We start from the raw sequence: 22,475 nt of genomic DNA, 5'->3' as shown, positions 1-22,475 counted from the left end.
AAATTTTATTTGTAGTCTTTTTTAATGCCCGTTTCCGTTGCACCGGAAGCGGGTTTTTATTCTTAATCTTAAGGCGTCTTTTTTCTTATAAGGATATGGTTTTGGGTTAGGTAAATTATTTTTAATTGTTTCAAAAAGGCAATACTTTCGAGTACATTCTCTAATTTTTCGTCTTTAAATTTTCCTGAAATAGTGAGTTTTTTGATTTCCTGATCTTCAAATGAAATTTCTACATTATACCAGTTTTCAATAATTTTTGCGGTTTCAGATAGCGATGTGTTTTTAAGCACTATAGTGTTGCTGGTCCAGGCAATTCCTTCGGTGCTATCGTCTTTTGAAATCTGAAAATCAGAATTGTTTTTCAGATCAGCTTGTTGGTTTTTGACAATAACTACTTTCTTTCCCAATGCAGAGCTGACTTCAACTCTTCCCGTGAGAACACTTACTTTAGTAGCTCTATGCTTATATGAATTAACATCAAATGAGGTGCCAAGTACTCTAACTTTTACATCATGGGTTTGTACAATAAAAGGTCTTTTTGTATCGCGGAAGACTTTAAAATAAGCTTCTCCATGAAGCTTAATGTTTCGGATTTGACCAAATTTTTCCGGATAAGAAATACTACTGTTAGAATTTAGTACAACCACACTTCCATCTTCCAACAAGACTTCTTTTTTCTCTCCTTTAAGAGCAATCTGAATTATTTCTTTTGGTGCCAGTGCAAATTTTACAACTGAAAAAGAAATCCCAATTGCAGCAATTAAGATCGCAGCAATTTTTAGGGCTTTTTTAAATCTGAAATTTCCTAATTGTTTTTTGATTTGTAATTCCTGAAATATTTCTCCAAGGATAACATCGCGTTTTGTATCAGGAAATTGATGCAGACCAATTACTGAACCATCCTGCATTTTGTCGAAAAAGGCTTCAACTGCCATTTTCTCTTCGGTTGTGCAGTTACCTTCTGTGTATTTTTTTGCCAGTAGCAAGAGTGTTTCTTTTTTCAAAATGAGTGCTTTTATAGATAAGTCACCAATTTTGATTAATATAAGTAGTCGAAAAAGTAGTCTTAACGTTTTCTTAAAACTGCGCTTTTTTAATTAACATAAAGAAAGGCTGCCCAGTAAAAAAGTAGAGAATTGTAATGATGTCCATTAAGACGCAACTGTTTTAAAGCATTGCTGATATGCTTTTCAACAGTATGAATGGAAAGACTTAGTTTTTCTGCAATCTCAGCATTAGTAAACTGATCTATACGGCTTAATAAAAAAACCTCACGGCACTTGGGAGTTAATTGACTGATCTGGTTCATAATCCCTTTTTCAAATTCAATATATTCGATATTATCAACGTTATTGTTGGGTTCCGCAATAGTATCCAGAACTTCAATATGTTCTCTGTCAAATTTTAAGCTTCTTAAATGATTGGCAATTTTATATTTGACAGCCCTGAAAAGATACGCTTCAAGATTGAGAATGACTGTATTTGCTGAATTTTTCCAAAGGCTTATAAAGATTTCCTGAACGATATCCTCACAGATTTCTTCTTCTTTATAAATCTTAAAAGCATAGGTATACAATTTCTTCCAGTACCTGTCAAAGATAATTGCAAACGCGTCGTGGTTCTCCTGAAAAATCAATTTCTGAAGCTCCTCATCAGACATTTGCAAAAGGTAGTTTTTCATAATAGCTTTAAAACAACAAATGAAAACCAACACACAAAAAATACCTAAAAAGCTAATTTATCTTTGTGTTAAATTAATGTGCTTCCAGCTAAATTATTCGCACACACTTACTTTTATACTTGCGACTTTAAATTTTTAGGGAATCGATTAACTTACAAACCATATGCAAATCATCACTAAGTAATGTAGTTGAAGATGAGTGATATTTCTAAGAAGAACTGGATGATTTTTATTTAGTTCAAATTCAGATAGATTACCAATTAATTATAACCTGATAAAGTTTGTATCTTTATTGTAATCTAAGAAATAGAAGTGATAAGTGATTTAACAAGCATAACGCTATAATTAATATTTTCAAAATGAGAACAACTGCACTTTTAGCGGTCTTTTATATTACAGGATTTTTTTCTTATGCTCAAAACAGTATAGAGAAAGACAGCATTGCAATTGATACAGTTAAAAATATTACGTTCAGCTACAAACAGCTGATTATTCCTGGAGTACTTATAGGATATGGAGTTTGGGGCATCGAAAGCGGTCAAATCAAAAGTTTCAATTTTCAAATTAGAAATAAAATAACGGATAATATAGACCAGAAAGTCTCAATCGACGATTTCTCAAGATATGTGCCAGCAGTTTCAGTTTATGCATTAAATGCGTTTGGAGTAAAAGGAAAGAATAATATGAGAGACCGATCGGTAATTCTTGGAACTTCCTTAATCATAATGACAACCACAGTTTTTACACTGAAAAATGTAACAAATATAGAAAGACCTGACGGAACATCAAATGATTCCTTCCCTTCAGGACATACCGCCGTAGCATTTGCAGGGGCGGAATTTCTTTATCAGGAATATAAAGACGTATCGATCTGGTATGGAATTGCGGGATATACAGTTGCCGTTGGAACTGGATTATTCAGACTCTATAACAATAGGCACTGGCTTACTGATGTAGCTGCTGGTGCCGGGATTGGAATATTAAGCACAAAAATTGCTTACTGGATGAATCCCTACATAACAAGAAAATTATTTGGCAGCAAAGAAATAAAATCCACATCCTATATAATGCCCTCCTATAACGGCAGGCAATTTACTATCTGTTACTTTAAAACATTTTAATAGCACTTATTGCCGAGATATAAATTAAACGTACTTAATTTTAATACCATACAAGGACAGCCCCAATATAGATAGCCAATCTCTTCAAATCCTCCATAAAATTTATAGAAACTTTTACAGTCGAGGTCACTAAAAAATCCCTAAAGAATTAATATTCAATTTTTAGAGATTTTTTATTTTTATTATTAGTCCATATTTATTCCAGTAACTCTAAATAACGAGTACTATAGAAATCTAAAAAAACTCAAAAGAGGTTTGCATTTTAACGTAATCCATAAGCTTTCCTATTTCGCTTATTTCAAATTGAATTTAGTTGATATGATTGGTACCGTTATTTCATATTAAAAACAATACGAGATATTTAATCATCGATTGTGTTATAAAATTGATTTTGGTTATTGGTTAGTTAGTAAGTTTTCTTTTTAATTTTTGATTAGCGATTCGTAAAATTCAACTTCAATTATCGGTAGTCGGTTTGAAGTATCGTTTCCTTCATTCAGGCCTGCTTTATCAACTTTCCCTGTAATTTCAACCAAATTAATAGCCTCATTATCCTGTGAGTTCCCCATAAGCTCCAGTTTTACCTTTTTCCCCTGAGAGGCCGGAAAACTAACAGTAGTATATCCGAGACTAAGAGAAGTCAAGCCTTCAAATACCTTTTTGCCATCAACTGAAATTCTGAGTGGATATTTCTTGCTCTTCCATCCGGCAAGTTTAAGTACGACCTGATTAATATTGGCAGAACGCACAAGCTCATATTCAATGCTTGCATTTTCATTTTTGCTCGACCATTGTGTAAGTTCATTATCATCGTAACTGTTTTTTGCATCCTCCTGATTAGAATTTGCCACAACATTAATCACTGGTATGGCAGCACGGATTCTCGTAAAAGAAGGAGTTGCAGGTGTTGGTCCTTTCTCCATAAAAGATGGCAGATTAGCGTCCGGCATCTGAACTGACAGTACGTCAATATCAGATTTGACTGAATTGATGGTTAAAATATCGCCTTTAAGCGCTTTAGAAGTGGCTTTTATTTTTATCTGACCGGCTACTTCTTTAGATTTAACCAATATTCGATTAACCCCGCACTCCACAGGAATCGATGTAGATCCAATATAATTATCAGGTCCCTGAGCTATGCCTCCGATAAAAATGCCCTGACCTTCAACTTGAAAATCGACCATATTCAAGGCTGTTGGACAACGGTTTCCTTTACTATCAACAACTTCAAACTGAATTATAGCCAAGTCGCTGCCATCAGCTTTCATTCCCCCTGGCCTTTCAATTTTACTTAATTTAATGGCAGCAGGTTTTCCGGCAGTTTGTATGGAATACGTACAAATTTCTTTTCCTTTATTATCATAACCAACGGCTTTGATTGTTCCTGGTTTAAACTGAACATTCTTAAATGTGAACAAAAATTCCTTATCTCTGGTTCCTTTACCCAGACTTACATTATTTACAAAAAGTTCCACCTGATCAGCTGTTGAAATTACCGTAATGTCTTTTTTAACACCAGCCTCATAATTCCAATGCCCTAAAATATAAGCAGCAGGAGTATCTGTATCGACCCAACCGTTCCAAATAACCTGATGAACAAAATAATTATCCTTGGTAATGCGCATTGCATCTACTTCTCCACTTCTTCTATAATTTTCCTGACCTCTAAAATGAGTGTTTGAATCACTGAAGATAATATTAACACCTCCTGAACTTACTCGGTCTCCTGTACCTGGTCTCATTTCCCAGTAGTCGTACCAGCGAACCGCATTTTCAATTGCATGTTTGTCCTGATTGTGGTTGTAAGCGCTTGCATCAGCTACTTTATTTCCGTTTACATTTGTATGGGTAGTTCCTCCAGTTCCTTCTTTATGATAAGGCGGTGTAAATTCATCCCAATATTTTCGCAGTCCTTCATCTCTGCTGTATTCAGTTGCCCAAAAAGGATGCTTTGCACTCTTATTGATATAAAGCATTTCACCTCCGTACTCGGCTACTTTACTGTCAAGCATTTCACGGCTTCCAATAGCGCGCCCGCCATAAGGATCATACATATTTCGTATAATGAGCATGTCTTTCATATGAGCTTCAGAAATATTTTCATTACCTGACTCATAAAACAAAATACTTGGATTGTTACGGTTGTAGATAATCGCATCACGCATTAATTCCTGACGCTGCTCCCATCTGCGTCCCTGAACATCTGATTCAGAGTCTCCGGCCGGCATCGCCTGAATCAAACCAACTCTATCGCAAGATTCTACATCCTGTTTCCAGGGTGTAACGTGCATCCACCTCACCAGATTTCCATTACTTTTAACCATAAGGCTGTTGCTGTAATCACTCATCCAGGCAGGAACTGACATTCCTACTGAAGGCCATTCGTTGCTGGTTCTTTGCGCATAACCTTTCATCATTATAACACGGTCATTTAAATAAACCATTCCATTTGAAAATTTGGTTTTTCGAAATCCGGTGCGAACCAGAACTTTGTCAACAGGCTTATTGTCAATCAAAACTTCTGAATATACGTTGTACAAATAACCATAGCCCCAGCTCCAAAAATTAAGGTTTTCCAAACTTTTGAATGCTTTTAAATCTCTCATTCCGTTAGGAGCAAGCGTACAGGCATCACCTGAAAAAGTAGCGATTGTTTTTCCCGCCATATCTTCAACAGTTATTCTTAATTGCGCATCGACTGGCGTTGAAAGTTCATTCTTAACCTGTGATGCAACATTTATAACTGCTTTTTTACCTGTAACATCAATATCTGTGGCATAAACATACGTTCCCGTAGTTCCTAAAGTTGAATACAAAGGAAGTGTCTGATATACCTTTGATTTTATATGAAGAAATACGTTTTTAGGAATTCCCCCATAATTAGCATTAAAATTATTATTGTTCCACTGAAATTGAGTGCCGCTAAGTTTTTCCGCATACTTCCAGTCATTATTTGTTTTCACCGCAATTACATTTTCCTGAGGATAGGGTTTTATAAAAGGAGTGAGATCAAAACCAAATGCCATTACTCCATTCTCATGTCTTCCGATAAATTGTCCATTGATATAAACTTCCCCCATTTGGCGCACGCCTTCAAATTCAATGAAAACTTTTTTATCGCTGGCATCAGCAGGCAATTTGAATGTCTTTCTATACCAGGCAATATTTGTACTAAGATCTGTGATTACTAATTTAAAAGCCTCATCCTCATTCCATGCATACGGAAGGTTTATATTCTTCCATTTACTATCATTATAAGCAGCAGTTTTAGCATCTTCATTTTCTCCAACATTTAATTTCCAGCCATAATTAAAATTATATCTGGAATTATCTTTGTTCTCTTGGGCAAATAATCCATTATTATAAAAAAAAGTTATAATTAGTACGTATAAAAAACCTTTGACATTCATTATTTAATTTTTATTTGATTTATATTTTTTGGTATGCTAATTAAATTAGGCATTTTTAAAACCCGATAGCATCAAAAATACTAACATCAAAACTTGTCCCCATCCTGTACAATCCTGATAAAATTCTTATTTATTTAAGGATTGTTTTTAAAATTAAATAATAATTAAGGAACATTTTTATTTAAATCATAAATCTATTTTACTTTATTTTGATTTGAATTTGGCTTAAGTTCGTCCGGACTGTCTTTGGTATATGTATTGAATGTCTCTTTTGATGGGGTTGCAAATACATCCTCTATCAATTCAAAACTCAAAGTATTTTTCGGATTAAATTGGTCTGAATTCATGTATTTTTCCAACGAATAATACAAAGCCCTCGATGCAGGTTTATCAGCAACTGAATCACTAAGATCAGCACTGCTGACTACAATTTTTCCGTTACCAACCTTGGCTTCATAAACCAAAGCCAGTCTTCTGTTCATAAACCAGGTATCAATTGGCTGGATAAGTGGACGGAAATCAGCCGGGAAATCTTCCAGATTCATTACCTGTGCGCGGTTTTGAATATCCCACCACTGCAGGTCACTGTAAAAACTGGTTGGAAAATCTTTAAAAGCAGGACTTGCATTCTGGATCAGCATTCCTGTAACGTGCGGAGGCTTCATTTTAAACCAGGAAGTATTCCAGAAAACAGGAAGAAAATGCATCGCTACCTCTTTTCCTTTTACCACTTTTCCTGATGCGTTCAGGAAAACTTTACCGCCTTTACTAAGTACTTCTTTCGCTTTATCATCCAGCACTGTGGTATAATAAACAGTCGATGTGCTGACTGATTTTTTCTCTGGATATACCCAGAAATTCCAGTCATTTGCAAATACAGTTCCATTTACTTTTACTTCAAGATTTAGTTTTGAGGCAGCCTTAATTCCGTTCAAGGCAAAAGTTAGATTTCCAACAAATAATCCGTTTCCGTTTTCATACGTTTTAGGATTATAACTTCCCGAAGAAAGGATATTTCCGTTTTGTTCTTTAATGGTCCAACTGATTATCGCGTCTTTTAATGAAGTTTTACCAGAGTGAAAAAGCGCTATTTCGGCTTTGAAGGTTTCTGTATTGCTGTAAACAAATTTTGAAATCTTTGCTAAGGGAACTGTTGTATTACAGAATCTTGAATATTCATTGGCGGTGACATACCCTTTCTCCTGAAAAAAAGCATCCAGAACGCCAACCAAAGCAGTGCCCTGACCTGGGAAATCCTGTAGTCCCAAGGCCTGAAATCCTGCATAACCAGGTGTTCTCAACATTTTTTCTATTTCATTCTTATAGCATAAAACCTGTAATTTTCCTGAAGCATTCAAAAAATCTTTGGATTGATTTCCCATATGATGATCTTCCAGATCCTGTTGAAACATCTCAAAGTTTTTCGCTCTGTAAACGCCTTTGTATTTTGGAATTTCCTCAAAATTTGGAAACACGCAATACTGACCAATTTCATGCGCAACAAAAGGAACTTTAAATGGCGTAATTCCAGCACTAAAATCCGATTCTGTTTCAGGCATTTTATCCCACTTCAATCCCCTTACACCACCGCGTGACTGATATTCGGCATTTGGAACGACCGGCCAGCTTCCCCCTACTGACATTCCGGTATACACTCTTCGGCTGTCTTTTGCTTTCCAAAAATCAATAAACGCATTCAGATATTCAACCTGTTTTCCTGCAGGCTCATTTCCGGCTGACAACATTGTAAAAGAAGCATAATTTCCGTATTGCTTCGCCATTCTAAGTGTTTCATCGTATAAAAATTGATCTACTGGCTGACCCAAACCTATTTTAGGACCGTGATTTGGCCAGCTTGGTCCTTCAGGCTGTAAATAAAGTCCCACTTTATCAGCAGCAATAAAAGCAGCTTCCGGAGGACACCACGAATGAAAACGAACGTGATTCAGTCCATACGATTTTATTTTTTGGAAAATTTTTTCCCAGGCTTCAACTGTGGTTGCAGGATAACCCGTTAACGGAAATTCGCAATTGTGAACTGTTCCTCTAAGAAAAACCGGAACACCATTGATCAAAAATTGATTGCCATTAATTTTAAATTCACGCATTCCAAACTGAACTTGTTTACTGGCAGTTATTTCTTTAGAAGACAACTGCACATCAAGATGATACAAAACCGGATCAAATTCGTCCCAGGTCAGCATTCCTTTTCCAAAAGGCAAATCGAGTTCAATTATTTTACTATCTGATTTAGATACACCTATTTTGCTGACTATCTCCTGAGTTTTATCTGATGCGTCAACATTAAAACTCTTAGCCGATATTGTGATGCTTCCGCTAAAATCAGTTGAAGTGCTGTTATTCACCGTAATTTTTACGTGGGCTTTTCGGTTTTTAATATCAGGATACACCTGAACATCCTCTATGTAAACGGGAGAACTGGCTTCCAATGCAATTTTACCTATAATTCCGTTCCAGTTACCTTGCGTATGATCCGTAATACTATGCGAATCGGGGCCTACATTTATTTCTTTTATCCTGTTGTCTATCCGAATAGAAATACGCTGCTTTCCCGTAGTAAGATATGGACTCAAATCATAGATATGTGGCGCTACCAGCGAATTTTGTAATCCTATTTCTTTATCATTTACCCAAACTCTGGTTTCGATATGCGTCCTTTCTAAATGAAGAAGGATATGTTTGCCTTTCCAGTTTTTCGGAATGTTTACTTCCTTCTGATACCATGCTGCCCCAACATAATGTTTTGCCGGTGTCAGCCAAAACGGAATATGAATATTTCCGGGCTGACGGTATTTCTCTAATCGGGGAATAAAATAGAAAGAACTATCATAAATAGATCCTGTCCATTTTGTTTTTAAAGTGATTTCATCGCCTTTTAAAAATTCTGCCATAGAACCAGGCAGTTTAATAACATCAGAAAGGTTTCTGGAGTACCATTTATCAGTAACACCTTTATCGTTCCTGTCAATTTCAAAATGCCAGGTTCCGGCAAGGTTAATCTCATCGTCCTTAAAACTGCTTAAAGTGAAGAAAGTGACACAAAGAAGACAAAAATAAATACTCTTTTTTAACATGTTATATTTTTTTTATGGTACTCAAAAATGCATTAAATCATTTAAAATACGAATGCTTACTATTTTTAAATCGAACTATTTCAACTCGATATTAACCTTGTATTCAACCGAAATTTTAGGCTGTTGAACCTCCAGAAAACTTTTTTTATCACTAAAATCAGGCAACACCTTTTTATCTAAATAGCTTAAATAAGGAGCTTCTTTTTGCATCGGGACAAAATAGAAATACATATCATTTGTTTTCAGCGCTTCCTGATATCTTTTCAGTCCTATTGTCCATGGTTTACTGGTATAAAGATCGTCAGTTTGTAACTCGCCGTTCATCATACAAATACCGCGATCGCCACGATAATCAAAGGTGATAAAAACATCATTAACTTTTGATAAATCCAAACTGCCTGCCTTAAGTACAAAATGACTGTTATCTGCTTGTATTAGCTTAATACCTGTTTCTACTTTCGAAACATTAATTTGCCAGTTATTTATATTTTTAAAAGCTGATTTGCCTTTTATAACCTTGCCATCAACTGAGGTTACCTTGCCAACAGTCGGATATGCTGAAAAATCAATAATTTCATTGTTATTACTCACCATCAAAATTTTCCCGTCATTATCCAATACCAATGCATTACTCACAACCATTTTTTGATTGCCAGCTTCGCTAACCAAATAAGCCTTTTCAGCTTCACTTTTTGGTAAAACTAAAAAGAAAACACCATTAATTTCAAAATCATTGATTTTTCCGGCAGAACAAATTACAACAGTATTACCATTTCTAATCACGGTTTTTACTCCATTCACTTTCTGCTGGCCTTTAAGCACAATTTCAGGAGCAATACCGTCAACGGAAACCATAACATTATAATTTTTATTTTTATTGGTAAACCTGCAAAGAGGCTGTACCGTAGCCATGCGAATTGCTACTCCATCATAATTGACATTAAAAGGAAAAATCGCAGAGCTGCCCGCCTTCAATGTAAAAGTTCCTGTTTCTGGAAATGTAATCATTCCCGATTTAGTAGCCACATTAATTTTCAAACCTACTAAATCTTTCATCTCTAAATGGTCCTGGAAATTATGCATGAATAAATAACCTTTGTCGCCATCTCCCCTTACCGCATAACGTAAAGTACTGGTATCAGTAGGTTTGATACTGTCATTAGTGGAAGGTAATGTCGGATAAAGAGGCGCTAAATCCCCACCATAACTTTTCAAAAAGTAATTCATCAGCTTTAAGGAATAATAACCACTGCTTACATTTCCAAACTCCCCAATAGGCGCCTGATAATCGTATGATTTATTGTGAAGCCCCGCACCTTCTGTAAAAAAATAATTACCAATCGAAGGTGTAGTGCCGCCATGATACATATAGAATCCAAGTCCGTTAGTACCACTTCCCACTGTTCGAACCATCATAGGAAGAAAACTTTCGCCCAGTACACGCGGACGTCTTGAATAGGTAACAGCCATACCGGTTCCTAATTCGGCTGCCAGCGAAGGATATAAATTTACATCATAACTTACCGGAGAATAATCTGGTTTTTGATGGATGTTTTTAAACAAATAAAATGCTGACGGACTGTTTCCTGCTGTCCAAAACGGATAGGCATATCCTGCCATTACCGGAATTGAACCTTTTTCTACAATCGTTGCATATCCCCAACCCGTAGCGGTGTAAATTGGTGTTGTTAAACCCGCATCAATAGCCAGTTTTTTAAGGGTCTTCATATGGTCATGTCCCAAATCGGAAAATTCATTTCCTAAATTGTTGATGCCAACACCATCCTGAATAATTTTGCGATCACGCCCTGCAACAGTTCGTTCTTTCGGCGCATCCTGATAGGTAAATCCCCAGGGTGCAGTTGAATGCTGATATTCATTTTCTAATTGTACGCCTATAATGGGACCGTTATCTTTAAACATAAGCCCTTTCAGCTGCTTGCCAATCTCCTGATACAATCGATTGACATAGTATAAATAAACCTGATCGTTGCTGCGAACATCAATAGGACGCCCGTAAAGCCAATCTGGTAAACCGCCGTTTCGGATTTCACCATGAGCAAAGGGACCAACACGTATTAGCACTTCTAAACCATTTTTGGCGCACAATTCCGTAAAGAGACGCACATCAAGATCTCCGCTCCAGTTAAAAGTTCCTTCTTTGAATTCGTGCATATTCCAAAATACATAAGTTGCTACCACAGTAATCCCTCCTGCTTTCATTTTTTTAAGCTGTTCGTCCCAGTATTGGTGTGGATAACGGCTAAAATGAAACTCTCCAATAACCGGAATAAAGGGTTTTCCATTTCGCTCCAGATAAAAGCTGTTTACCTCAATAGTTTCCCCTTTGGCATTACTTCCACCCAAATCAAGATGACCGCGTTTCACCTCATATTTGGAGCCTGTAATATCAATTGTATACTTGTTTTGAGCCGTTACATTCATTGAAACAGCACAAAACAAAAATAATATTAGTGATACTACGGTAATGAATTTATTTTTTTTCATGAATATTATCTAAGAAATTTCAACTGTATTTATTATACTTTCATTTATCATTATCAAATGTACCTGAACTCCCTGATGGTTAACGTCCATTTTTGAAGCTTCTTCAAGATGTTGTTTTGCTTTCGCAATATTGCCTAAGCCATAGTGCCCCAGTCCAAGCATATAATGACAATGAATTTTATTTCGGAAAGTCAAATCGTCCTCCCAAATTAATAAATCAGGGAGTGAAACAGCAAAATAATCTAATTTTATTACCTCGTTCAAATGTTTTTCTCCAAAAGAAATCAAAGCCTTAAAACGCTGCCGGGCTTCCTCTTCCCTGTTTAATTTTAATAAAGCCAACCCCTGATAAAATATCTTATCTGGTTTTTGATCATTATAGAAAATGGCTGCAGTAGGTTCTTTATTTCCGTCTTTCGCCAATTCCCAATATTTGTGAGCTTCATCTATTTGGTTCAAACCTTCATAAGCACAGCCCAACCAATAATGGAAATCATTTTCCTGGGCACCGTGCAATTTTCCTTCTCCCAGATTATGCGGATATTCCAGACATTCATTCAATAATTCAATAGCATTTTGGTATTCTTTTTTAACAAAATACTGTTTTGCCAATTCCACTCGCGCCAATTGATACTGTGCCGGAACTTTTCCCTCGCCGCCTTCCCAGGGATGAAAAATACGATTATCAAGTAATGAAATTGCTTTTTTATGATCGCCCAGCTGATTGCATAAAGTAGCATATTCCAGATAAACATCATCACGCTGTTCTACCAGATTCAACTGTTTTTCTAAAAAAACCAAACGTGGTGCATGTGGTTCGCAAAAGCGTTTGTATAGCTGATCCAATTCCATGAGAATACGGGAATCACTGTTATCCAAAGAAAAGGCTTTTTCGAGATATTGAAGCGCTTTTTCTTCTTGTTGTAATTTATTAAAATAAGCCAAAGAAAGATTTCTTAAAACGGTAGGGAATGTATTGTCGATTTCTACCGACTTTTCCCAATTTGCAATAGCATCAGCATACTGTCGTTTGTCATACCATAAATTTCCTAAATAATAAGGGGCCTTCGAATCGCTTGGATTTGCTTTTTGCGCTGCTTCCAATGCCGATATAGCTTCTAAACGATTTGGAAAACAATACTCAGGAGCATGATTCGCTGCGGTTTCAAATACTTTCTTGGCATCTTTATTTGCTAGCTGTAATGCCCAGCCCATATAATAATAACTCATTGGTGTTGTTGGACATACTTCAGCACCAATTTCAAGCAACTGAACTGCCTCATCATACATACCAGCAGCTATATAATCTAATGCCACAACCTCGTAATTATGGATTTCACCACGCATTAGCGTCTTCATTTCTTCTAAAACTACGGGGGAATTTAAAATGAGATACTGTTCGAAACGACATCCAAAATTAAATAAGTCGATTTTTAGTGAATCTTCAATTAAGGCAATAGCTTCTTGTTCATTTCCGAGTTTTCGAAGTATAGCCGTTTTCAGTGCACGAGCTTTATGATTGTGCCATCCGCTGAGTAAGGATTTATCAATTTCATATAATGCCTCGGTAAGATTGTTATTGACACATGAAATCCGGGCACATCCAAAATATCCTGAACCCTGCATGGCAGCATTCCAGCACGATTTGTAAAACGCAGTATAAGCTTCCTTGTTTTTCCCCTGATACTGAAGTGCAAGTCCCAGATTATATCTTGGCTCGCCGTCATACGGATTAGGATTACGCTGCAATTGGGTGTCAATAGCCGTTTGAAAATATTTTTCTGATTCAGCAAATTTTCCACACCTCAGCAGCCAAAGTCCCATCGCGTTATTATTTCGAACGTCTGAAGGATCTCTTTTCAGGGCTTCCTTGTAATAATCAGTAGCAACATAAGTAGCATGTCGGTATTGTTCTAAATGCAGACCAGTGAGATACAATTGCTCACAAGTCGAAGTTTCTTCTGGTGAAAAAGCAGGCTTTGCAGCTTCCGGAGTTGGTTTTATTTCTTGTTTTTCTGATTTAATACTTAAAAGCTCTCTTCCGTTTTCAGAATAAACTACTAATTTTAAATCTGTTAGAGCGACATCGCCAATAAAAACCTCGTGTTCTAACACCTGCTCGGGACTTAAATCTGTTATGATTTCAAAAAAACCTTCCAGCACGATTCTTGCTTTTTTCTGTAATGAGGTAACAAAAATCTTTACAATAGCCCTATCACCTTCTTTATCCATATTTAACAATAATTCCTGCGAAGCATTTTTTACGACACCAAGTTCACGATAAGGAAGAAAATATTGAGTGAATGTTTTTTCTTCATATGGCTGCATCCAGCTAAAATCAGGTTGATTGTCGGTATAAACCCCTGCCATTAATTCAATGTAAGGCCCGTCTTCATCGGTAAGATTTCGATCCCATGCTTTTCCGAAATCGCCATTTCCCCAAGTCCATTGTTTTTTCCCTGGTGAAATATGATGATTGGATACATGAAGTACGCCGGCTTTGGTATCATTCTCATAACCACCAACAAAATTAAAGTCTGAATTGATTGCCATATAAGAAGTGGGTACCGGGATATTTTTATAGTTTGAAATATCAACTCCAGCCGAATAATCAATTTTATAATAGGTTCCTGTTGCAATTGGAAAAGTAGATACATCACGTTTACCATGGTCAAAAACAGCATGCACATCCGGTGGGAAGACCGATTGATAGTGTTCATTAACGGCTACAGCCGGATTAGCCCACCAAAGAAAAGTCTGCGGCACCGGGGTTGGATTGTACAGCTTTCCTTTAATTTCCAGATAAGCTTTTCCGGGATGCAGTGTAAATCCTGCCATACCTTTTTGATGGAACATTTTCTCATTCTCACTTACCCAAACCGTTATACTGCCATCTGCATTGTTTTCGATAGTGTGATCTACGGGCAGAAAGGTGCTTGGGCGATGGTGTTGTGGCCAGTTGAATTCTATTCCGCCTGAAATCCACGGACCGGTAAGTCCTACTAATGCAGGCTTTATAACCTGATTATAATAAATAAAATGGCGCTGTTTGATTTTGTCATAAGCCATTTGGACTCTGCCTCCTAATTCAGGCAGAATCATTATTTTTATATATTCGTTTTCTATATAAACTGCTTTATAGATTTTATCCGTTTTTGTATCCTCTATTTTTTCAACTACAGGATAAGGATAAACCGCACCACTGCTTCCCTGATATACTCTTTTTTCAAGAAATATTGGATTTTTTTCAGCTTTTCCGATCTCATAGGTTGGAATGATCACATCCTCCTGCCAGGCTTTTACACTCATACTCTTTATTATATAATTACTAAATCAGTTCTTTTGTGCCTACTTTTTTACTGTTGTACATTAAGCATTTTTTATTTTTTACTTTTTACTCAAAAATGATATATTTTGAAACACTAAAATGGAGTATGTATTAAACTGTTCCATAGTCCGGCAATTTCTGCAGTACTACGATTCTTAATTCGTAAGTTTGAATTAAAAGCGATAAATATTATTATGATTTCTTTATATTTTATTTTTTTAAATCCTGCCTTACAAGTTCATTTTCAATTTCTTCCAATGTTTTTCCTTTTGTTTCTGTCAGGTTTTTCAAAAGGTAGATAAACCCAATTATACAAATGATTGAATAAATCCAAAATGTCCCGGCGGCACCAAAAAATTTATTCAGAAGCGGAAATGTGTAAGTAAGTATAAAACAAGCAATCCAAAGCATAAAAGTAGCCAACGCCATCGCCGCTCCACGAATACGGTTAGGAAATATTTCTGAGAGAATTACCCATGTTATTGGGGCTAAAGACATGGCGTAAATAGCAATCGCTACAACAACCAGCATAAGTACCGCAACGCCTTTGAGTTCAAAATAGAAGGCACTTCCCAAAAGAAGATACGTTATAGCCAATCCTGCTGCTCCAAAAATCATTAGTTTTTTTCGGCCCCAACGGTCTACCGAAAAAATAGCGGCAAGTGTAAAGATGAGGTTTACTGTTCCTGTAATTACGATGTTAAATAAGGTATCACTTACTCCATAACCGGCAGCTGTAAAGATTTCTTCAGCATAATTAAATACAGTATTGATTCCGCACCACTGCTGAAAAACCGCTATCGCAATACCTAAAAATAACACCTTTCTATATTTAGGGTTAATCAACTCTCTGAAATCGATTTTTTCCGATGTATCATTTAAAGTTAATTTTATAGCCGCGATTTCTCTTCGGGCGTATTCTTTGCCCCCAATTTTGTTTAAGGTAGGAAATGCTTTTTCTTCCTTATTTGCTTTCATCAGCCAGCGCGGACTTTCAGGAAGTGCGAGTGCCAGTAAAAAAAAGATTACCGATGGAACGGCACAGGCAAAAAACATCCATCTCCATCCCGACTGCCCGTTCCATGAAGCGCGTATAAATTCATCTGAAGCTCCTACAGGAACTTTATCTGCAATCATAAGATTAATTACCTGGGCAGCAAGAATCCCTATAACAAGCGTCATCTGATTTAGTGAAACCAGTCTTCCTCTAAATTTCGATGGAGAGACTTCTGCAATATACATAGGGGATAAAGCTGATGCCAGTCCGATTCCTAAACCTCCAATTATTCTAAAAACTACAAATATTTCATAGTTTGAAGCAAGGCCTGTACCGAGCGAAGCTGCAGTAAATAATATAGCTGACAGCAGCAAAGGTCGTTTTCGGCCAAATTTATCACTGATCATACCGGAAATAACTGCACCGGCAATACATCCAACTAATGCAGAGCTCATCGCCCACGCCTGAAGATTGGCATCTGCAGTAATGGCAAAAAAGCGCTCATAAAAAGGCTTTGCACCTCCTATAACTACCCAATCATATCCAAAAAGAAGCCCGCCGAGGGCTGAAACCATAGAAATTGAAAATAAATAAAAATTATTAAATTCTTTGTTTTGGTCAGACATCTTAAATGAATTTGGTTTGGTTAGATAGTGAAAGCAAAAATACGTTTACCAATCAATTAATAAATGGATTATATATTGAAAAAAATGGATTATCTTACGAGCTTATTAGGCATTATATCGTAATAGTAATTTATCAATGAATAATATAACGAAACCTAAAATTAAAGATGGCTTTTTAGGACAGACTATGACCGTGTTATCGCCTGAAAAAAAAAGAGAAATTGCTGAGCATGCCTTTTTGCACAACCTGTTTCCTGATGCAGCCGGGTATTTTCCTAATGCAAAACACCACAACCGATCACGTAAAAATGGTATTAATGAATATATTCTGCTATACTGTATTGAAGGTGAAGGATGGATAAAAATAAACGGCACTACTGTTACTCTTACGCCCAACACTGCATTTATTATCCCTAATAATACACCTCATAAATACGGAAGTGCAGTAAAAGATGCATGGAGTATCTACTGGGTACATTTTGCAGGCGAATATGCAACTACATTTTACAATAGGTTTTCATCCCCGGGAAATAATGCCGTAAAAATTGCTTACGATGAACAGCGAATCATACTATTGACCGAATTAATACAACTGCTTGATAGTGATTTGACTGATGAAAAATTAGAACTCGCACATTTTAAGCTCATAACACTCCTGAGTTCTTTGTGTTATTCAAACACATCAGATCAGAATATAACAGAAGACAGAATAGATCATTCTATACTTTTTATGAAAGATAACATACATAACATTTTCAGCATTGATCAGCTGGCATCGCAGGCAAAGTACTCCGTTTCCCGGTATTCAGAACTGTTCAGGAAGAAAACAGGCTATGCCCCCATACAGTTTTTCATAAGATTGAAAATACAGAAGTCTTGTGAATACCTCTATTTTACGAGTCAAAACATTAAAGAAATAAGTAAAGAAGTTGGTTTTGATGATCCGTATTATTTTTCAAGAATGTTTAAAAAGCAAATTGGTATATCTCCTATGCAATATAAAAAAGAGCATTCTTAAGATTTAATTTCACAAACAGCTCAAAAGGCCGGGTACATTATTCCAGTAATTTTTCCAGAATTTTTAGCTGATACTAGACTCACCCACCTATATCAACACCACAAAATAACAAAAAAGCACTGAAAACCAATCATTTTCAGTGCTTTTTCGATTCTTTATAATGTACTTATATTATTTCAATTGAGTACTATCTACTCTTGTTGGCGTGTCTTTTCCACTAATAATCGAAGAAGAACTTAATGCAATTGATTTTATTATTTGGGTCATGTTATCAATGTCTAACGTTTCAAATTCATCATCGGCTGTGTGATACGTTAGCTCATTATCCATTTTTGAAGTCGAAATGGTATGAGCAGGAACTCCAAGCCTGGCTAATGTAGCGTTGTCTGAGCGGTAAAATAATTGTTGGTCCGGATAAGGATCCGCATAAAATTTAAAACTTGTTCCTGTTAGATTCGTTTGTAAAATCTGCCCCATATTCGACTTTTCGAATCCTGTAATATAAGCAGAGTTTTTACCCCATTTAGATTCTGTTCCTATCATTTCAATATTAAACATCGCAATCACTTTTTCTGGCGCAAGCTGTTTAGAAAAATATTTGGCTCCATAACCTCCTATTTCTTCAGCTACAAACGTGGTAAAAATAATAGTACGCTCGTTGTTATTTTGTTTTTTAAAGTATTTCGCCAGCAAAATTACTGCTGTTGTTCCGGCGGCATCATCATTAGCACCATTATAAATTGAATCTGTTGCAGGATGCGGAACGCCTTCTTCGGGAGAACCTACTCCTAAATGATCATAATGACCTGAAAAAATTACATACTCATTTGGTTTCGTTTTTCCGGGTAATACTCCAACAACATTATTCAATGTTTTTTTGGTGATTGTATTCGTTAATTCAACAGAAAAAGTAGTCGCTTCTGTGGTACCAAAAACAAACAAGATCGTATTGTTTCCTGGGTTAGCATTTATTCGGTCAATATGTTGAATATTAGGTAAAACTTTATCAAATGAAGGGTCAACGAGTACCAAAAGATTTTTTGGACTTTTATAATATTCATTAAATTTCTGGCCAATGTTATCTCCTTTATTGATTTTTACAATAGAAATATCGCTTTTTTCAGTTAAAGAAACCTGAGGAAGGTAGGAGAATGTTACTACTTGATTGTTATTTATTTCTTTGCCATCAATAGTAATTTTTGAAGAAAGGGGTTTAGAGGCAGTCAACGAAAATTCTTGTTTATAATTCGTTGCTACATTGAAAGTTTGCAAACCAATTTTTTTAAACTCTGATTCTATAAAGGCGGATGCTTTGTCAATACCGGGAGTAAAAGTTCTCCTGCCCTGCATATCATCAGCCGAAAGTATTTTCTCTATACGACTTACTTCCTTGTTCGTAATAATTTTATCAATCGATTGTCCCTGTACAGTATAACATTGACTTAGAACAAACATACTAACAATAATTTTTTTCATATTTTACTTTTATATAATATTTTGGTTAAACCAAAAGTACGTTAATTAAAATAATCAAGGAAAATAATAACTAACAATAAAAAGTCGGGAGACTTTTATCAGGTGTAGAATTTCTAAGAAGCAAAAAAAGCAAAGTCAGAGACATTTTCGTAGCGCTTCGGAATGAAGCCTTCGGGGAGGAGGCATTGTGTTGTTAAGAGCATTTCTTACTCTTCTAGAATTTTTTTAATTTTCCCTCTAAAAGATGGGTTACCACTAGGAGGAATAATTCCGTAACCTAGCATAGTTCCATTCCCGTATCTAATTTTGCATTTGTAAAGTTCAAAAATTTCTGTGGCAAATAAATTTTGACGTTTTGAAAGTTTCGCATCTAAATAATCTTTTATCGAACCAATTATTAAGTCACTGAATTGTAAAAGTGGACTGTGGTTACATTTTGCAAACAGAAGTGAATGAAAGAAATTACAATCTGATAATTTTCCACATTTTATTGTAGTTCCAGCAGAAGATTTTCCTTGATGAAATAATCGATAATATGCTTGGACTAAAGGTTGAGGATTGCCGTCTGGCGGCCAATCTAAAATAACATAAGTTTCGTAATCTTTGTTCATAGCATCAATTCCAATACGCATCAAAAGATTTTCAAAAGAATATTTCAGAAATTCTGGTTTGGATTTTTTTGCCAATTTCATATCATCTGAAAAACTTTCAATTATTCCACAAACTATTGTATAATCTAACTCGAGAGAATTTTTAATTATTTCTTTACGCCAACAATTTGATTCCGCAAGCATAGCTTTATATTCATCTAGTCTTTTGAATTCCATAAACTTATCTTTTATTACCGTGTCCTTAAAATTCCATTTCATCGGTAAATTTGGATGTGTATATTTTGATTTAGCATTGCTTATGATTTCAAGCAGTCTTGTTTCGTCAATTTTGCTAATTAGAATACCACCGAAAAGATGAATTCGATTCGTTTTATCGGATTTGTCCGATTTGCAGTATGTGTCATCAGCATAAAATGTCTTCATGTCTATAAATCCTTTAAGAATTGCTACGAATGTCAAATGCCTTTACGGAATTTAGGAAACGGTTTGCTAAATGTATGAATATAAGCTAATATCTACAAATAAGAAACCAACACTCAATTAATCTAATCGACTGAATTCTTTGTAGTTACTATTAATATCAGTGGTTACCATTATTTATTAAGAGTAATTAAATCTATAATTTCTTTAGTTTTTAAATCTATTACTAATCCATATTCTGTTGATTTGTCTGCTAAATATTCTTCTTGTTCTTCTTTGCTTAGACTATAATAGTTTTGGACTTTTTTTTGTAGATGCTTGTTGAAACCTATAAAAGTTAATTTATTTATAGTTGCTGGAAATGTGTTGTCAAATTTCACAACAATTTTCTTTGTTTCATTTGGTTTGAATTCTACAATTAACTTTCTTGAGATGGGATCATCATTATATTTTGAAAATGTACTTAGTGGATTTCCTTTACTATTAGTAATGGTAGTTGAGTTACTAATATGTATTTTAGCATTTCTACTATAAATATATCCGTCCAAACCTTCAAATTCTTCCGAGCCAATTTCATAATATTCAGGAAATGGAATTCTCATTGTTTTTGAATATGGATTTTTTATATCAAATTCGATTGTTATTGATAATCCGTCAATCTTCTCTGGAACTGCATACTTTTCTTTTTCAACTTCAAATTCATTTTTATGTTTTTCTAAAATGACATTTGTTATTTTAATTTCATAAGAATAATCACTTTCTTCAAGATAATGCTTGAAATTGTAAAAATCTATTACTTTTTCTTCATTAACATTTTTTATGTTTTGATTTTCTTCTTCAATAGTTTTGATATTTTGATTTCCTTTTCCACAAGATATAAAAACCGAAATGATAAGATAAAATAGTATTATTGATTTCTTCATAAGTATTTTTTTTTAGAGGATATACGCTACATAATGCCGTATAATATTTAACAATACTACACACAAAAAACAGACAGGAATTACGGTTTTCCGTAAAGTCAGATTTTTTTTTGTTTATCTGATAAAAATTATGAGTTCGAAGTCAGGGAGACATTCCGACAGCTTTCCAAAAGAACTCTTCGCTAAACAGAAATAATAGAAAATTTAATTTCCCTTTATAAATTCTACCTTCTTACATTCTTTTAACAAACATATTTATCGTAATTTTTTTTAAAATCTTTTATGCGTTTTGGGATTATTTATTTTTACTATGTTTGTTTGATCTAAACCAAACCTATGACAATAGCAGATTTAATTAAAGATTTTATAGATACTAGTAAAGAAAGACTTAAAACTCCAATAAGTGGCGCATTTTTATGGTCTTTCATCGTTTATAATTGGAGACCTATATTTTTAATGCTATTTTCTGATGCACCAATTGAAGATAAAATTACAGTTATAAATTACGAGTACTGCAATTTTTGGGCACTATTTTTTCCGTTTTTTATTGCCTTATTTTACTCATTATTAGTTCCAAAATTAATGTTGAATATTGACAAAGCACTTGTAGAGACGAAACAAGAAAGAGTGGATAATAATTACAATGCAAAAGAACATGAGATGACCCGTAAAATTGATCTAGCTCGTCAAGATTTTTTATTAAAAAATGTGCAATCTGGAAGTAAAGAAATAGACGACTTGCTAAGCCAAATAGAATCCTTAAAAGAAACCAATTCCCAAATAACTATAGCTAATCAAAATACAATCGACCAATTAAATATAGCATTAAAGAAAGCAAATGACTCTCTAGTAGGTTTTGTTGGACAGGATGAAAATAAGATAAAAGGTAAAGGAATTGGAAAAAAAGTGGATAGTACATTTCAATTTAATGCATTTTTTGCTTTTAATAATTTAACCTATATCGAAAAGGAAGGATTTAAAGTTGTGAGAAATGGAGATAAAGTAGGCATTACAAAATTGCCTAATTCAGCATTAACTAAATACTTGTCCGAAGACCTTATAAAAGTAAACGGAACAGGGTCTTACTTTGTCACTGATCTTGGTGAAGCTGTTTATGAATTAATTATTAGTCAAGATGATGAAAACACTTAAAATGATTATCCTTCATTTTCTATTGATGCTCTATGAATACAAAAACCACTTGTTGTTTTGGATGATCTACGTACAGATGCCAAACATGTCCAACCCCTAAATTAATAGG

Annotated in this window: 13 protein-coding genes; 3 read left to right on the top strand and 10 right to left on the bottom strand. The window is 35.0% G+C overall.

Annotated elements, in window-relative coordinates:
* Window positions 1-68 precede the first annotated feature (68 nt).
* Both J2X17_RS11080 and J2X17_RS11075 read right to left on the bottom strand, forming a co-directional pair.
* Complete coding sequence (locus J2X17_RS11080) at window positions 69-1,004, bottom strand: FecR family protein (RefSeq protein WP_310297720.1); 936 nt, start codon at window positions 1,002-1,004, stop codon at window positions 69-71.
* An 89-nt stretch (window positions 1,005-1,093) separates the two neighbouring features.
* Window positions 1,094-1,681, bottom strand: coding sequence for an RNA polymerase sigma factor (locus J2X17_RS11075; RefSeq protein ID WP_310297718.1), 588 nt, complete (start codon window positions 1,679-1,681; stop codon window positions 1,094-1,096).
* Window positions 1,682-2,040: 359 nt separating this feature from the next.
* On the opposite strand from J2X17_RS11075, the gene J2X17_RS11070 reads away from it, so the two are divergent.
* Window positions 2,041-2,802 carry a phosphatase PAP2 family protein gene (locus J2X17_RS11070; RefSeq protein ID WP_310297715.1) on the top strand — a complete coding sequence of 254 codons (762 nt, stop codon included), beginning with the start codon at window positions 2,041-2,043 and terminating at the stop codon, window positions 2,800-2,802.
* 422 nt (window positions 2,803-3,224) lie between these two features.
* On the opposite strand, the gene J2X17_RS11065 is transcribed toward J2X17_RS11070, so the two are convergent.
* The 5 genes from J2X17_RS11065 to J2X17_RS11045 form a co-directional block, all read right to left on the bottom strand.
* Entirely contained in the window at window positions 3,225-6,212 is a 2,988-nt protein-coding gene (locus J2X17_RS11065) for a glycoside hydrolase family 2 protein (RefSeq protein WP_310297711.1), read from the bottom strand.
* A 194-nt stretch (window positions 6,213-6,406) separates the two neighbouring features.
* Window positions 6,407-9,307 (bottom strand): exo-beta-1,4-galactosidase, encoded by a 2,901-nt coding sequence (locus J2X17_RS11060; RefSeq protein ID WP_310297708.1) that lies wholly within the window; start codon window positions 9,305-9,307, stop codon window positions 6,407-6,409.
* Window positions 9,308-9,382: 75 nt separating this feature from the next.
* Entirely contained in the window at window positions 9,383-11,815 is a 2,433-nt protein-coding gene (locus tag J2X17_RS11055; RefSeq protein WP_310297705.1) for a beta-galactosidase, read from the bottom strand.
* 9 nt (window positions 11,816-11,824) lie between these two features.
* The gene (locus J2X17_RS11050) at window positions 11,825-15,124 is read right to left on the bottom strand and encodes a DUF5107 domain-containing protein (RefSeq protein ID WP_310297701.1); all 3,300 of its coding nucleotides are present in this window, start codon (window positions 15,122-15,124) and stop codon (window positions 11,825-11,827) included.
* Between the two features lie 229 nt (window positions 15,125-15,353).
* On the bottom strand, window positions 15,354-16,766 hold the full coding sequence (locus J2X17_RS11045) for a sugar porter family MFS transporter (RefSeq protein WP_310297699.1): 1,413 nt from the start codon (window positions 16,764-16,766) through the stop codon (window positions 15,354-15,356).
* 187 nt (window positions 16,767-16,953) lie between these two features.
* Here J2X17_RS11045 and J2X17_RS11040 point away from each other — a divergent pair, with 187 nt between their 5' ends.
* Window positions 16,954-17,784: an AraC family transcriptional regulator gene (locus J2X17_RS11040; RefSeq protein ID WP_310297694.1), complete on the top strand. Its 831-nt coding sequence runs from the start codon at window positions 16,954-16,956 to the stop codon at window positions 17,782-17,784.
* A 171-nt stretch (window positions 17,785-17,955) separates the two neighbouring features.
* Here the strand turns inward: J2X17_RS11040 and J2X17_RS11035 are convergent, their stop codons facing one another.
* The 3 genes from J2X17_RS11035 to J2X17_RS11025 form a co-directional block, all read right to left on the bottom strand.
* On the bottom strand, window positions 17,956-19,260 hold the full coding sequence (locus J2X17_RS11035) for a M20/M25/M40 family metallo-hydrolase (RefSeq protein WP_310297690.1): 1,305 nt from the start codon (window positions 19,258-19,260) through the stop codon (window positions 17,956-17,958).
* Window positions 19,261-19,466: 206 nt separating this feature from the next.
* Entirely contained in the window at window positions 19,467-20,294 is an 828-nt protein-coding gene (locus tag J2X17_RS11030) for a DUF3800 domain-containing protein (protein WP_310297687.1), read from the bottom strand.
* A 170-nt stretch (window positions 20,295-20,464) separates the two neighbouring features.
* Complete coding sequence (locus J2X17_RS11025; protein WP_310297684.1) at window positions 20,465-21,214, bottom strand: hypothetical protein; 750 nt, start codon at window positions 21,212-21,214, stop codon at window positions 20,465-20,467.
* Window positions 21,215-21,550: 336 nt separating this feature from the next.
* Between J2X17_RS11025 and J2X17_RS11020 the strand changes: the two genes are divergently transcribed.
* Window positions 21,551-22,366, top strand: a complete 816-nt coding sequence (locus J2X17_RS11020) for a hypothetical protein (protein ID WP_310297680.1) — start codon at window positions 21,551-21,553, stop codon at window positions 22,364-22,366.
* The last annotated feature ends 109 nt before the right edge of the window (window positions 22,367-22,475 follow it).

Origin of the sequence: Flavobacterium aquidurense, from assembly GCF_031458035.1 — a bacterium.
GTDB classification, from domain to species: Bacteria; Bacteroidota; Bacteroidia; order Flavobacteriales; family Flavobacteriaceae; genus Flavobacterium; species Flavobacterium aquidurense_C.
This window is presented reverse-complemented; position numbering and strand designations above follow the sequence as displayed.

Bases quoted from the DNA above. Each gene is read 5' to 3' on its own strand.
- J2X17_RS11075 (WP_310297718.1), bottom strand. From the start codon at position 1,681: ATGAAAAACTACCTTTTGCAAATGTCTGATGAGGAGCTTCAGAAATTG.
- J2X17_RS11070 (WP_310297715.1), top strand. From the start codon at position 2,041: ATGAGAACAACTGCACTTTTAGCGGTCTTTTATATTACAGGATTTTTT.
- J2X17_RS11065 (WP_310297711.1), bottom strand. From the start codon at position 6,212: ATGAATGTCAAAGGTTTTTTATACGTACTAATTATAACTTTTTTTTAT.
- J2X17_RS11060 (WP_310297708.1), bottom strand. From the start codon at position 9,307: ATGTTAAAAAAGAGTATTTATTTTTGTCTTCTTTGTGTCACTTTCTTC.
- J2X17_RS11055 (WP_310297705.1), bottom strand. From the start codon at position 11,815: ATGAAAAAAAATAAATTCATTACCGTAGTATCACTAATATTATTTTTG.
- J2X17_RS11050 (WP_310297701.1), bottom strand. From the start codon at position 15,124: ATGAGTGTAAAAGCCTGGCAGGAGGATGTGATCATTCCAACCTATGAG.
- J2X17_RS11045 (WP_310297699.1), bottom strand. From the start codon at position 16,766: ATGTCTGACCAAAACAAAGAATTTAATAATTTTTATTTATTTTCAATT.
- J2X17_RS11040 (WP_310297694.1), top strand. From the start codon at position 16,954: ATGACCGTGTTATCGCCTGAAAAAAAAAGAGAAATTGCTGAGCATGCC.
- J2X17_RS11035 (WP_310297690.1), bottom strand. From the start codon at position 19,260: ATGAAAAAAATTATTGTTAGTATGTTTGTTCTAAGTCAATGTTATACT.
- J2X17_RS11030 (WP_310297687.1), bottom strand. From the start codon at position 20,294: ATGAAGACATTTTATGCTGATGACACATACTGCAAATCGGACAAATCC.
- J2X17_RS11025 (WP_310297684.1), bottom strand. From the start codon at position 21,214: ATGAAGAAATCAATAATACTATTTTATCTTATCATTTCGGTTTTTATA.
- J2X17_RS11020 (WP_310297680.1), top strand. From the start codon at position 21,551: ATGACAATAGCAGATTTAATTAAAGATTTTATAGATACTAGTAAAGAA.